Raw genomic sequence first — 13,881 nt, forward strand, 5'->3', positions numbered from 1 at the left:
TGGGGTTTCTACCGTTCGCGCCACGTCGGAGGTCCGGCGCCTTCCGATTCCCTCCGGTGGCGTTGGTTCCAACGGTTTCTCCGTTGCCCCTTTTGCTCTGATTGCCGATGACCGTTTCTCTGATTGAGACGGCCTGGTTGGTGCCTCTTTATCCCCTCGTGGGAGCCCTGGCGAGCCTGCTGTGGTCGCCAGGATTGATCGCCCGCACTGGCCCCCGGCCCTCCGGCTACATCAACCTGCTGATGGTGGCCATCGCCTTTGGCCACAGTTTTCTGGCGCTGCTGGGGCTGAATGGCAATTCCGCTGCCGGTGCCGCTGCCCTCTATGCCCCGCCCAGCTTCAGCTGGACCTGGCTGAACACCGCAGGCCTGCGCATCGGCTTCGATGGTCTGGTGACCGAGCCGGCTTTGATCGCCATGACGGTGATCACCGGCCTGCACGTGCTTGTGCAGATCTATTCGATCGCCTATCTGGAGATGGACTGGGGTTGGCCCCGCTTCTTCGGTGGGCTGAGCTTTTTTGAGGCGGGCCTCTGCGGCCTGATGCTCACCGACTCGGTGTTCTTCAGCTACGTGCTGCTGGAGCTGCTCACGGTGGGCACCTACCTGATCGTGGGCACCTGGTACAACCAGCCCCTGGTGGTGAAGGGGGCTCGCGATGCCTTCCTCACCAAGCGCATTGGCGACCTGATCCTGCTGGCTGGTGTGATTGCCCTGCTGCCGGTCACCGGCACCTGGAACTTCCACGGTCTGCAGGCCTGGGCCGCGGATCTCACTAACAACGGCCAGGCGCTCCCCCCAGGCTTCCAGTTCATCCTTCTGGCTTTGATTGCCGGTCCGATGGGCAAATGCGCCCAGATCCCCCTGCACCTGTGGCTGGATGAGGCCATGGAGAGCCCGCTGCCCTCCACGGTGCTACGCAACTCGGTGGTGGTGCTAGGCGGCGCCTGGGTGCTGCTGCGACTGGAGCCGCTGATTGAGCTGAGCCCCCTGGTGCAAGGAGTTCTGGTGGTGGTGGGCGGCACCACGGCCCTGGTGGCGGCCTTGATCGCCCTGGGCCAGATCGATGTGAAGCGCGCCCTCAGCTTCCTGGTGAGCAGCTGGCTGGGTCTGCTGTTTGTGGCGGTGGGTCTGGGCGGCATCACCGTGGCCGACCACCTGCTGCTCGTCTACCCCCTGCCCATGGCGCTGCTGTTGATGGCGGTGGGCACGGTGGTGATCAGCAATGTCACCCAGGACCTCACCCAGCTGGGTGGTTTGTGGAGTCGTCGGCCGCTCATGGGGTTGGCCTTCCTGGCCGGTGCTGCCGGGCTGATGGGGCTGCCTCCGTTTGGCGGCTTTGCGGCCCTGCGGGAGCTGCTGGCTCTGGTGGCGGCCAGCCCCCTACCCCTGGTGTTGGGCGGTCTGGTGCTGATCACCAATGCCCTGATCAGTGCCTCGCTGATGCGGGTGTTCGGCTTGATCTGGGGCGGTGTGCCCACCCCCTTCACGGCCCGCTCAGCCGAGGTGCTCTGGTTGATGGTGTTGCCCACCCTGGTGTTGATGGGGTTGGTGCTGCATATTCCCCAGCTGCTGGTGCATATCGGGGTGTACCAGCTCACCCCCCTGCCCGGCTGGGGCCCCTGGGGCGTGCCGCTGTTGCTCTCCACCCTGGTGGGGGCAGGCAGTTCGGCTTTCTTCTACCTGCGGCCCCACCCCCTGGCCGAGCTGCCCGCAGGCCTCGGCGGCCTGCAGCACTGGCTGGCGGAAGACATGCACACCGAGGCCTTCTATCACCGCACCGTGGTGGCCCTGGTGGTTGGCCTGGCCCGGCTCAGCTCCTGGAGTGATGCCCAGTTGGTGGATGGCTTCAGCAGCGGCACCGGTGGGGCGGCCCTAGCCGGGGCCCGGCGCCTCAGCTTCACCACCTCCGGCCGCTCCCAGGCCTATGCCCTCACCCTGGTGCTCGGCGTGCTCTTGATGGCCGCATGGCTGTTGGCCCACTGATCTCAACGCTGGCCCACTGATTTCGCTGCTCGACCATGGCTTTGCTGTTGCTGTTTCTCCTGCCCTTGCTGGCGGGAGTACTGATTCCCCTGCTGCCGGAGCGGCCTGGGTTGGCCCGCGGGGCTGCCCTGGTGGCGCCTGTGCTGCAGCTCATCACCGCCGCCTGGCTCTGGCGCCACCCCCCTGGTGAGCTTGTGGTGGATTGGCTGCCCCGCCTCGGCCTGGTGCTAGATCTGGGGCTCGATGGCCTGTCGCTGCCCCTGGTGCTGCTCACGGCCCTGCTCACGGCCTTGGCCGTGCTGGCCAGCCCCGAGCAGCAGAGCCGCCCGCGCCTGTTTTTCTCCTTGATGCTGGCCACCAACCTGGGGCTGGTGGGCTCCTTCTTGGCCCGCAACGCCCTCCTGTTCGTGCTGGCCTACGAGCTGACCCTGATCCCCACCACCCTGTTGGTGGCCATCTGGGGTGGCAACCGGCGGGCCGGCGCGGCCATTCGCTTCCTCACCTATGGGGCTGTGTCGGGCTTCGCCCTGTTGGCGGCGGTGCTGGCCTTTGGCTTGCTCCAGCCTGGCGGCCTGGATTTCAGCTACAGCGCCCTGGCCCACCATCAGCTCACGGAGCCACAACAGCGTTGGTTGCTGGCCCTGGTGCTACTGGCCTTTGGCTTGAAACTGCCGATCGTGCCCCTGCACGGCTGGCAGCCCTACACCTACAGCCAGGCCCCAACACCGGTGGCCATGCTGCTGAGCGGGGCCGTGTCGAAATTGGGGGCCTATGGCCTGCTGCGCTTCGGGGTGGAGTTCCTGCCCGACGCCTGGACCGCCTGGTCGCCCTGGATTGCCGCCGCCGGCGCCATCAGTGCCATCTACGGCGCCCTCAATGCCATTGCCCAGCTCGACATGCGCCGTTTGGTGGCCTACAGCTCCCTGGGCCACATGGGCATGTTGTTACTCGCCCTGGCCGCTGCCACACCCCTGAGCCTGCAGGGGGTGATTGCCCAGATGCTGGCCCACGGATTGATCATCGCCCTGCTCTTCTGCCTGGTGGGGATGATCGAGGCCAAAACCGGCACCACAGCCATTCCGGAACTCTCCGGGTTGCTCAATGCCCAGCGGGGCCTGCCCTTCACCCTGGGCCTGATGCTGGTGGCCTTGATGGCGGCCGCCGGTGTGCCTGGCCTGGCGGGCTTTGTGGCGGAATTGCTGGTGTTTGAAGGCAGCTGGCTGGCGTTCCCGTGGCCCACGCTGGTTTGCCTGATGGCTTCCGGCCTCACTGCGGTGTACTCCGTGAGGCTGTTCAACCGGGTGGGCTTCGGCCGGCTGGATAACAGCAAGGCCAACTGGGCCAGCACCACCTGGGCTGAGCGTGCCCCGGCCCTGGTGCTCACAGCCCTGGTGATCGGCGCTGGCCTCTGGCCTGGGGCTCTCACCGGTTGGAGCGAAACCAGCACGGCCGCCATCGCCCTGCGCTACACCGATGCGCCGCCGCTGCTCGCCAAGGCCTCTGGTTCCGTCGGCCCCCTGTTCTCTGCCGTTGTGTTGCCCTCGCCGCTCCTGCCCTCATGACTGCCACCGTTGCTCCCGAGCGCACCCAGGCTCCCCTGATTCCCCCTTCCACCCACCGCTTTGCGGAGGTGATTCATCGCCTCGAGGCCGGTGGCTCGATGCTGCCGGACACTCCTGAAAACCTGCAGCAGATCATCGGCATCTACAAGGCCTATGCCGTGCCGATGGATTTCTATTGGCGCGACCTGCTCTACATCGCTGAGCGGGTGTTTCTAAATCCGCTGCCGGCCTTCAAATACTTCATCTCCAAGCAGTATCTCGATCTCCCCAACAGCTATGCGGGGGATCAGGCTTCGCTACGCATCTGGCGGGGCGGTGAGAAGGCCCATCCGGAGCTTCTCGCCTTCATGGAGCGGGGTGAAACCCGCCGCATGCCCAAGCTGCTGCACCACCTCTGGCACGACCGGGTGAACATGGAGTTCGCCGAGGCCTGCATGCAGGCCATGCTCTGGCACCAGGGCATGGGCGGCCGCTTCAACGACTACCTCGAAAGCGAGGCCTACCGGGCCAATGCGGATCGGGCCATCAAGGCCTATTTCAAGGGCAACCCGGTGATGCTGGGGCTCTATCGCCTGTTCCCGGAGATGTTCCTGGAGCAGGTGCGGCAGCTCTCCTACACGGCCAACCTCGGCCTGTTCTGGGAGGTGATGGCGCCGGTGTTCTTCGAGATGAGCGACATCTACGACGAAGGCGGCTTCAAAGGGGTGCCCGATGCGATGGATTTTCTGGTGAACGGCATTTTTGCCGTGGCGGGCCGGCCGATCTATCACCATGTGTTCATCGGCGACGAATGCTTCGAGATCATTCCCAAGAGCGAGGGTTTCACCTGGCTCTATGAGGCGGCCTTGCCCTATGTGGAGGCGGTGTTCTACCGCACCTCGCCGTTCCGAGGCACCAAGAGCTACAACGCCCAGGCCCATCAAGTGCCGGCTGATCAGGCCGATTTCCACTACGGCATCCTCTACGCCGATGTGTTTCCGGTGGGTTCAGCGGGCATTCCGCCCACCCTGCTCATGCAGGACATGCTGCATTTCCTACCTCCCTACCTGCAGGATCTCTACAAAGAGCATCGCCGCGGCGAGGAAGATCAACTGATTCAGTTGGGCATCACCTTCCAGCGCTCGATGTACAACGTGACCTCGGCGGTGATCCAGGCCCTGCGCTGTGCCTTGCTTTACCCCCTCGACGACACCGACCCCGAGCACCTGATGGCCAACCGGCGCTTCTTTGAAGCCCAGATGGATCGCTTCCTCAGGCCTGAGGCCCGCCTCGCCGACATCCAGACCCAGGACTACCGCTAGGAGATCCGCCATGGCCACGATTCTTGAAACCGCCGCTGGCGCCGGGGTGTTCAACACCCTCCTGGCTGCCGTGGACGCCGCCGGTTTACGGGGTGCCCTGGAGAGCCCAGGACCGTTCACGGTGTTTGCCCCGGTGGATGAGGCCTTCGCCGCCTTGCCGCCGGGCACCGTTCAGACCCTGGTGGACAACCCTCCCCAGCTGGCACGGATCCTCAAATATCACGTGCTCAGTGGTGCCCACAGCCGCAGCGTGCTGGTGGCGCAAGCCGAATGGGAGAGCCTGGAGGGAGCACCGATTCCCATTCGCCGTGCCGAGCCGTTTGAGGTGAAAAACGCCACGGTGGTGACCGCCGATATCGTCTGTGACAACGGTGTGGTGCACGTGATCGATCGCGTGATCCTGCCGGGCTGATCGCCCCTTGCTGCCACCTGCGTGGGTTCCTCCCTGCTCAGCACCCTGCTGTTGCTTTTGGTGGGGGCCCTCGTGGCCCGGCTCACGGCCACACGCCTCGAGCGCTGGGCGGTTCCCGCGATCGTGCTCGAACTGCTAGTGGGGTTCCTGTTGGGCAATACCCTGGTGCCCTTCGGCCGGATTCAAGCCCTCTCCGGCATCACCGAGTTGGGTGTTCTCACCCTGTTCTTCCAGGTGGGCCTGGAGGTACGCGGCGGTTTGTTGGGCTCACGCCCAGCGGCAGTGTTGCGCACGGTGTTGCTATCGGCGCTGACGCCTCTGCTGGCCTGGTGGCCGCTGCAGCAGGGCTTCGGGCTCTCCACCGCCACAACGCTGTTGTGCGTGGCGGTGCTCAGCGCCACGGGCACGGGTGTCACGCTGCGGGCCCTCGCGCAAGCCTCGGCCTTGAAAACACCCTCGGGTCGCCTGCTGGTGGGGGTATCGGTGCTCGACGACCTGCCGGCCATTGCCCTGCTCACCCTCTCGGTGCAGCTGGGGGCCTCCGCCACGGCTGCTCCACCACAAACCCTGGGAGTGCTTCCTCCCGGCTTGGGTGCCGCTCTGGGGCTGAGCGTCGCCCTGGCGAGCTTCCCGGCCTCGCGCTGGTGGCTGCGGCGCCATGGCGCCTGGCGGCCGGGGATTCTGGGGGTGTTGCTACTGCTAATCGGCTGCAGCTGGTTTGGCGAGGTCACGGGGCTCACCAGCCTGCTCGGGGCTCTCTGGGGCGGTGTGCTGCTGAGCCGGCTGGCTCCGATGCCGGAAGGCAGCGCTGAGGCCGCTGAGCTGGGGGGCCGCCTGGCCCTGCTGTCGGATGTATTCCTGCCCCTGTATTTCATCAGCGTGGGCATGCGCATCCAGGCCAACACCCTGGTGCAGCCGCAGGCCTGGGCCCTGGCCCTGCTTCTGTTGTTGCTGGCCATCAGTTGCAAACTGATTTGCGGCCTGGGCATCAGCCGTGCGGATCAGGCGGCCGGTATCGATCGCTGGGTGGTGGTGTTTGGCCTCATCCCGCGAGGACTGCCTGGGTTGGTGTTTGCCTCCACGGCTCTTGGGGCCGGGTTGATCACGCCGCTGCAGTTCTCCTCCCTGGTGCTGATGGTGAGCTGCACCACCGTGGTGGGGCTGTTGCTGCTGGCGCGGCGGTTGCAGCGGAGCGGCTGCTAGGCCCCGTTTCCCAGGGTTGCCGCGATGGCCGCCGCGATGGCCGCATAGCAGCAATCCAGTTGGGCATCGCTGATCGAGAGGGGTGGCAGCAGGTACACCACGTTGCCGAGGGGTCTGAGGTACACCCCTTGGGCGCGGCAGTGGCGTTGGATCTGTTTGCCGATCGGGTTGAGGTAGCTGGCTTCACCGGCCTCCAGATCGAAGGCAGCCATGGTTCCCAGACAGCGGGGGCGTTGCACCCGTGGGTGCTGGTTGAGCCGCTCGAGCCGCTGCTGATGGCGCTGTTCAAACTGCTGAAAGCGCTCGGGGTCGTGCTGTAGCAGATCAAGGCTGGCCAGGGCGGCGGCACAGCCCAGGGGATTGGCCGTGAAGCTGTGGCCATGGAAGAAGGTGGCGGTGGGTGCCTCGCTGATGAAGCCCTGGTAGAGCCGTTCACTGGCCATGGTGACCCCCATGGGCAGAAAGCCGCCCGTGAGCCCCTTGGACAGGGCCATCAGATCCGGCTGAATGTTGGCCTTCTGGCAGGCAAACAGGGCTCCGGTGCGTCCAAATCCCGTCATCACCTCATCGGCAATCAACAGGGCGCCCGCGGCCTTCACCCGTGCCGCCACAGCCCTGAGGAAGCCTGGCCGCACCACCCGCATGCCGGCGGCGCCCTGAATCAGGGGTTCCAGAATCACCGCTGCGGTGGGGATCGTGAGGGACTGCTCCAGTTGCTGCAGGGCCTGGGCTTCTTTCTCCTCCACGGTCGTATCGCCCCACCAGGTGTGGGGCCAGTCCACCCGGCTCACATCGAACAGCAAGGCGTCAAAGGGGGCCGTGAGCACGGATCGCTCCCCCAAGGCCATGGCTCCGAAGGTGTCGCCGTGATACGAGCCGCTGAAGGCGATCAGTTGGCGCCGCCCACCGCTAGACCCGCTGTCCTGGTTGCGCCACCACTGCCAGGCGATCTTGAGGGCCACCTCCACAGCCGTGGAGCCGTTATCGGAAAAGAACAGGCGATCCAGGCCCGTGAGCCGGCTGAGGCGGGTGGCCAGCTGCTCGGCGGGCGTGTGGCTGAAGTTGGCGAAGATCACCTGCTCCAACACCTGGGCCTGGCGGGCAATGGCGGCGGCAATCGCCGGCTCGCCATGGCCGTGCAGGGTGACCCACCAACTGCTGATGGCATCGATCAGATGGCCACCATCGGCCAGTTCGAGGTCACAACCACGGGCGGAGCGCACCAACAGCGGCGGGTCGCTGGTGGCCACCTGGGTGGTGGGGTGCCAGAGGTGGGGGTGCCAGCTCATCGGCGATCTCCTAACGGCAGGTGGAGGTCCAGTAGCGCACCCGCTGGTTGGCGGGGAAGTAGCTCACCCGCTGCAGCTGGCACTGGCGCGGGGGTTGGGAGGCCTTGCGGATGGTCACGCGTCCCATCAGGCAGGTGAACACGGCCATGCGATAAGGCGAATGGGCGGCCGTTTGATCAGAGCACTGTGCCAGCTGATCAAAGCGGAGCTCTTCCCCATGGGGCCAATCGCGCTGGGCATTCAGCCAGCGCTGGAAGGCGGAGGGCAGGGGATCGAAGGGCAAGGCCAGTGCCGCGGGTGGCGCGGCCACCCCCGTGACCAACAGCATCCCCAGGCTCAAGGTGGCCCAGCGTTGGCTCAGGGGGATGGTCATCAGGCGTCGTCGTCGTGGGCGAAACGGTTGTAGAGGAAATCGAGGGCTTGATTGCGAAGTTCGTAATAGCGCGGATCTTCCATGATGTCCTCGCGGCTGCGGGGCCGAGGGAAGTCAATGGTGAGCACTTCGCCGATGCCTGCGGCGGGGCCGTTGGTCATCATCACCAGCCGATCGGCCAGGAACAGGGCCTCGTCGATGTCGTGGGTGATCATCAACACGGTGCATTTCTGCGTGTTCCAGATCTTGAGCAACTCCTCCTGGAGCTCCTCTTTGGTGATGGCATCCAGGGCCCCGAAGGGTTCATCAAGGATCAGCACCTCGGGCCGGATCGCCAGGGCACGGGCAATGGCCACCCGCTGTTTCATCCCTCCGGAGATCTGGGTGATGGTTTTCTCGGCGGCTGCCGTGAGGCCCACCAGCTCCAGATGCTCCATCACGATCTCCCGCTTCTGCCGTTCCGGCAGCTCGGGCTTGACCGCATCGATGCCGAGGTACACGTTGTCATAGGCCGTGAGCCAGGGCAGCAGGGCATAGCCCTGGAACACCACCATCCGATCGGGCCCCGGCCGCTGGATTGGGGCACCGTTGAACAGCACCCGCCCGCTGCTGGGCTTGGCGAAGCCGGAGACGGTGTTCAACAACGTGCTCTTGCCACAGCCAGAGTGGCCGATCACGCAGATGAATTCACCGGCCTGCACCTCGAGATTGACGCCTTCAAGGACTGGGTAGGGCCCCTGGGGCGTTGGGTAGGCCAGCCCCATCGCTTCAAAGCGGAGCAGAGGTGGCGCCAGCGCAGCAGAGCTGGGTTGATCAGCGGAGAGGGTGGCGGTCATGGCGGTAGGGGTAACGATGGATGGGCTGCAGGAACAACGGCGACCTCAAGAGGCCAGGGCACGGGGAACGCCGATGGGAATTTCGGCCACGCTGAAGTCCTGGTGGATCGAGAGCTGGTTGAGGTAGCCAATGGGGTCCTCGGCGTTGAACGGCACGCCGTCGAACAGCTCGATGCCGCCGCGCTGATACGACACGTCGTCGAGCCCCAGTTCGCGGGCAGCGGTGCTGTACACCCCCACGGCACACACCCGCTCCAGGATTTCCACGTAGTTGCGCGGGAAGGGAATCTCGCTCCAGCGGGCCAGTTGGCTGATGATCCAGAGGTGCTCGCTGCGGCTGGGCCGATTCACCCCGGCCCCAAAGAACAAGGTGTGGCCGGATGCCTCCCGAATCTCTTCAGTGGCCGACTCCATCCCGAAGCGAATCAGCTCGGCTTTCATGCCGAGATAGCGGCGATCGCTGAGCAGTTCGCTGAGTTCATCGCGATGCTCGGGGTTGGCGCAGTAGCGGCAAGCCTCCAGCAGGGCCTTGGTGAGGGCGATGTGGGTGTTGGGGTAGGCCATGGCCCAGTCTTCTCGGGCGCCGAGCACCTTGCCGGGGTGGCCCGACCAGATCTCCAGATCGCCCGCGATCGGGAAGCCATGGCCCTCCCGATCGGCGCGCACATTCCACGGTTCACCAACGCAGTAACCATCGATCGAGCCATCTTTCAAATCCGCCAGCATCTGGGCCGGTGGCAGCGTCTGCAGATGCACATCGCGATCCGGGTTGATGGCGTTCGACGCCAACCAATAACGCAGCAGCAGGTTGTGCATCGAGGCCGGATGCACGATTCCCATCGTGTGGGGCTCCCGATTGGTGCGCAGCAAGTAATCCCGGTAGTCCGCCACGCTGCTCACACCCTTCTCCGCTAGGCGCCGGGCCAGGGTGATGCCATTGCCATTGCGGCTCAGGGTGAGGGCCGTCACGATCGGCGTGGGATCACCGCCATGGCCTCCGGCCGTGATCCAGGTGGGCATGCCCGAGGGCATCAGCGCTGCATCCAGGGTGCGATCGAGCAGGCCATCGGTGATGCCGCGCCAGCTGGTTTCACGCACCAGCTGCACGGCATCGAGGCCGTGCTTCGCGAAGAATCCCTTGGCCTCGGCAACGGCCAGAGGAGCGGAGGCCACCAGGGGGATGAAGCCCAGATCGAGATTCACCTTCTCCAGGCCATGGCGGGCCAGCACCTTGTGGGGCTTGGCCTGCCACTGCTTCACCCGCTTCTGGCGGTTGAGGAAGTAAATGATCTCCGAGCGCAGGCTGTAGTAGCTGGGGTGGTGAACCACCTCCAGGCGCTGGCGGGGCCTGGGGATATCCACCTCCAGGATTCCACCGATTTTGGATCCAGGTCCGTTGGTGAGCATCACGATGCGGTCTGAGAGGAGCACGGCCTCATCCACGTCGTGGGTCACCATCACGGCAGTGAGCTCATTCTCATTGCAGATCTGCATGAGTTTCTCCTGCAGATTGCCCCGCGTCAGCGCATCGAGGGCGCCAAAGGGTTCATCCAGCAGTAGCAACTTGGGCTTGATCGCCAGGGCACGGGCGATGGCGACCCGCTGGCGCATGCCACCGGACAGCTGCAGGGGTGGTTTGTGTGCAGCGTGGGCCAAGCCCACCATCGTGATGTGGTCTTCCACCACGGCCTCGCGCTCGGCCTTGGAGAGGTCGGGCATCACCTCATCCACCGCCAGGGCGATGTTCTCGCGCACCGTGAGCCAGGGCAGCAACGAGTAGTTCTGGAACACCACCATCTTGTCCGGTCCAGGGCGCTTGATGGTTTCGCCCTCCAGCAGCACTGTGCCACCGCTGGGAAGATCCAACCCGGCGATCATGTTCAGCAGGGTGCTCTTGCCGCAACCGGAGTGGCCGATCAGCGAGATGAATTCGCCCTTGCGAATGTCCAGGTCGATCCCTTTGAGGGCCAGGTAATGGCCGCCTCCATCGAGGCGAAAATCCTTGGCAACATCCTGAACGGTTACGAGTGTCGTCATGGCTTGCGGTGACGGAGTTAGTGGGGATGACGGAGCCGGGTCACGTCTGCGATCAGCGTGTGTTTCAGCGCCCAGAAGCGATACGCGTTTGCAGCCAGGCCATCAGACGATCCAAAATCAGGCCGATGGCGCCAATCCAAATCACACCAAGCACGATTTCTGACACATAGCCATTCTGGTTGGCATCCCAGATGAAGTAGCCAATGCCGGGAGTGCCGGGCATCACGATCTCTGCCGCGATGATGGCCAGCCAGGCCAGGCCAATGGAGATGCGCAGACCTGTGAAGATGTAGGGAAGGGTGGAGGGAATCAGGATCTTCGTGAAGAAGCGTCGATTCGACATTTGCAGCACCAGGGCTACGTTGCGGTAGTCCTGCGGGATCTGGCGTACCCCCTCTGCCGTGTTGATCAAGATGGGCCAGATCGAGGTGATGAAAATCACAAAGATGGCCGCAGGCTGGTTCTGCTGGAACATCACCAGGGCGATGGGGACCCAGGCCAGCGGTGCCACCATGCGCAGGAACTGGAACAGGGGATCAAAGGCACGGTTGAGGCCTTTGTTGAGCCCCACGGCGATCCCAATCCCGATGCCGATCACGGCAGCCAACGAATAGCCAATGGCCACGCGTGAAAGGCTGCTCATGGTGTGCAGAAACAGGCCCTTATCCAAGCCACCGTTATCAAAGAACGGATAGAGCAGCAACTCACGGGTCCGTTCATCGGTCCAGAGGCTAAGGGGGCCCTCCAGCTTGGTGAGTCCCAGGCTGGAGCTGAGCTGCCAGAACAACAGGAAGCCACCAATGCCGAAGATGGGGGGAAGGATGGCCTTGCGGTTCTGCTTCCACCAGTTGGCCGGGTTGATCTTGGAGCTGGGAACTGGGGTCATGGCTGTGAATGATGGGGGGTTGAGATTGAGATTGAGGAGCAGTCGTTCTGGTGGTGAATCAGCGCTTGATTTTCAGGCTGTTCAGATAGGCCTGGGGGTTGCTGGGGTCGTACACGGTGCCGTCGAAGAACACCTCCTTGCCCCGGCTGGTGCTTGTGGGGATGTCCTTGGCCGGCAGCCCCAGTTCCCTGGCCGCTTTCAGCCAGAGACCGTCGCGGGTGACCCTGTTATTGATCGCTTCAGCCTGTTGGATCGTGTCCACGGTGCCTGGGTAGAACTGCCAACGCAGGGATTCCACCAGGAACCAGAGGGTGAGGCTCTTGTAGGGATACGAGATCACCCCACGATCACTGCTCCAGTAGAGCGGCCCCAAGGCGGGATTGTTCTCCGGTGTTGCCTTGGCACCGATGGTGTACTGGCCTTTCAGCGATTGCTCCAGCACAGGCTGCGGAACATTGAACCACTTGCGCGAGCTGAGCATCCTGGCCGCTTCCGCCTTGTTCTCCGGTTTGTCCAGCCATCTCTGGGCTTCGATCAAACCCTTGAGCAGGGCCACAGCAGCCTTGGGGTGCTTGTTCACCCAGTCGGCACGGATGGCCAGGTATTCCTCTGGATGCACTTTCCAGATCTGGGCTGTGGTGGTGGCCAGGTAGCCCACGTCTGCCTTGCTGATGCGGGAAGGCCAGGGATCGCCGGTGGAGAAGGCTTCCATCGTGCCGTTCTTCATGCCCTGCAGGGTCTCCGGAGCGGGAACGGTCAGCAGCTCCACGTCCTTGTCGGGATGCACACCACCGGCAGCCAGCCAATAGCGGATCCAGAAGTCCTGGTTGGCCTTTGGAAAAGTGTAGGTGGCCCGGAACTTGCGGCCCTCTTTCTGGCTGAACTTCTGGAAGAACCCCGGCGATGATTGGCGCAGATCAACGCTGAGATTGCCATCCTTCACGGAGTTGGCCGCTGCGATGCCGTTGCCCTGGCTCATCAGCATGGCCAGGACCACCATCGGCACCTTCTTGCCGTTGGTGAGCGCCCCCTCGCTGATCATCTGGGGCATGGGCAGTTGCCATTGCCCGCCATCGATGCCGCCACCGCTGGTGCCCAGCACCACATTGTCGCGCGCTGTCGACCAGCTGGATTGCTTGGCGAGTTTCACATCCAGGCCATGCTTGGCAAAGAAGCCTTTTTCCACACCCACAACCAAGGGTGCAGATTCCAGGATCGGAACAAAACCCAGGGTGATGCTGCCTGTTTCCAACTTGGCCCGAGCCTGGGGATCCACTTGGATCGCAGCCCCACGGTTGAGGCCCCTTTGGCTGGGGGGGGCGCCCAGGCAGCCGGTGAGCAGGATGGAAGTGCTGATGGCTCCGCCCAGCAGAGCCAGCAGTCGACGTCTTTGGGCCATGGCGATGTTGGTTTGGTGGCAGGGTGGGGAGGGAGGGGTGCAGAAAATCAAGGCACAGTGATCACTGCAACCTGGAGACATTCATGCGTGTTGGATTGTCAGACTGGATCTACGGCCCTGTTGTTGACGGAACAAGGCTGGCCGTGACTCGGATTAAGGACTCGCCGGGGGGTAGACCTCTGTTTTGTGATGAGCAAACGTTAGAGAGAGCTCAGCAGTCCCTGGGTTGACGCTGCTGGCAGTCTTCCCAATTGCGATGATCAGTCCTGCTGATCGTTTACCCCATTTGCGTGGGCGCGTCTCCGCAGGAGTTGGCATGGTCGGGAGTGTGCCCCAGTTTCAGCCTTGTTGGCTTCGGCTAATCATGCTTGAAAACTTAGTTATTCCGGGATCTCGTTCATGGTCTCCCAGCATTGTGCTGCTGCCATTCAGATGGTGCGTTGGATGCCTAACCAGAATGCGATCACCATGGCCCCCATCAGCAGGAAACGAGCGATCAGAAAGCGAATCACATTCTCCCGTTTCATCATCGTGGTTTCGATGGCTTGCAGGCGCTTCTGCAGGCTCGCCACCATCGGATTGTGCATTGCTCCTGGCC

11 protein-coding genes and 1 pseudogene are annotated in these 13,881 nt (G+C 63.8%); 5 read left to right on the plus strand and 7 right to left on the minus strand.

What is annotated here, in order from left to right:
* Positions 1-107 precede the first annotated feature (107 nt).
* The 5 genes from KBZ14_RS02460 to KBZ14_RS02480 are packed head-to-tail and all read left to right on the plus strand — an operon-like array spanning position 108 to position 6,463.
* Positions 108-1,985 carry an NAD(P)H-quinone oxidoreductase subunit F gene (locus tag KBZ14_RS02460; RefSeq protein WP_255116714.1) on the plus strand — a complete coding sequence of 626 codons (1,878 nt, stop codon included), beginning with the start codon at positions 108-110 and terminating at the stop codon, positions 1,983-1,985.
* 35 nt (positions 1,986-2,020) lie between these two features.
* Entirely contained in the window at positions 2,021-3,547 is a 1,527-nt protein-coding gene (locus KBZ14_RS02465; RefSeq protein WP_255116715.1) for a complex I subunit 4 family protein, read from the plus strand.
* Positions 3,544-4,848: a CO2 hydration protein gene (locus KBZ14_RS02470; protein ID WP_255116716.1), complete on the plus strand. Its 1,305-nt coding sequence runs from the start codon at positions 3,544-3,546 to the stop codon at positions 4,846-4,848. Before KBZ14_RS02465 ends, KBZ14_RS02470 begins: the two co-directional genes overlap by 4 nt.
* 10 nt (positions 4,849-4,858) lie before the next feature.
* A complete protein-coding gene (locus KBZ14_RS02475) occupies positions 4,859-5,260 on the plus strand; it encodes a fasciclin domain-containing protein (protein ID WP_255116718.1) in 402 nt (133 codons plus the stop codon).
* Positions 5,261-5,281: 21 nt separating this feature from the next.
* A complete protein-coding gene (locus KBZ14_RS02480; protein WP_255116719.1) occupies positions 5,282-6,463 on the plus strand; it encodes a cation:proton antiporter in 1,182 nt (393 codons plus the stop codon).
* Here KBZ14_RS02480 and bioA read toward each other — a convergent pair.
* The 7 genes and pseudogenes from bioA to KBZ14_RS02515 form a co-directional block, all read right to left on the minus strand.
* On the minus strand, positions 6,460-7,752 hold the full coding sequence (gene bioA, locus KBZ14_RS02485; protein ID WP_255116720.1) for an adenosylmethionine--8-amino-7-oxononanoate transaminase: 1,293 nt from the start codon (positions 7,750-7,752) through the stop codon (positions 6,460-6,462). The two genes, KBZ14_RS02480 and bioA, sit on opposite strands and share 4 nt — an antisense overlap.
* 10 nt (positions 7,753-7,762) lie before the next feature.
* Positions 7,763-8,125, minus strand: coding sequence for a hypothetical protein (locus tag KBZ14_RS02490; protein WP_255116721.1), 363 nt, complete (start codon positions 8,123-8,125; stop codon positions 7,763-7,765).
* Positions 8,125-8,961 carry a nitrate ABC transporter ATP-binding protein gene (locus KBZ14_RS02495; RefSeq protein ID WP_399210980.1) on the minus strand — a complete coding sequence of 279 codons (837 nt, stop codon included), beginning with the start codon at positions 8,959-8,961 and terminating at the stop codon, positions 8,125-8,127. Before KBZ14_RS02495 ends, KBZ14_RS02490 begins: the two co-directional genes overlap by 1 nt.
* Before the next feature lie 446 nt (positions 8,962-9,407).
* Positions 9,408-10,998, minus strand: a pseudogene (locus tag KBZ14_RS02500) (ABC transporter ATP-binding/substrate-binding protein); the annotation flags it as partial.
* A gap of 64 nt (positions 10,999-11,062) precedes the next feature.
* Complete coding sequence (ntrB, locus tag KBZ14_RS02505) at positions 11,063-11,884, minus strand: nitrate ABC transporter permease (protein WP_255116723.1); 822 nt, start codon at positions 11,882-11,884, stop codon at positions 11,063-11,065.
* A gap of 58 nt (positions 11,885-11,942) precedes the next feature.
* Positions 11,943-13,283, minus strand: a complete 1,341-nt coding sequence (locus tag KBZ14_RS02510) for a CmpA/NrtA family ABC transporter substrate-binding protein (RefSeq protein ID WP_255116724.1) — start codon at positions 13,281-13,283, stop codon at positions 11,943-11,945.
* A gap of 428 nt (positions 13,284-13,711) precedes the next feature.
* Positions 13,712-13,858, minus strand: a complete 147-nt coding sequence (locus tag KBZ14_RS02515; protein WP_255116725.1) for a hypothetical protein — start codon at positions 13,856-13,858, stop codon at positions 13,712-13,714.
* Positions 13,859-13,881 lie beyond the last annotated feature (23 nt).

Source organism: Synechococcus sp. HJ21-Hayes (assembly GCF_024345835.1).
GTDB lineage: Bacteria > Cyanobacteriota > Cyanobacteriia > PCC-6307 > Cyanobiaceae > Vulcanococcus.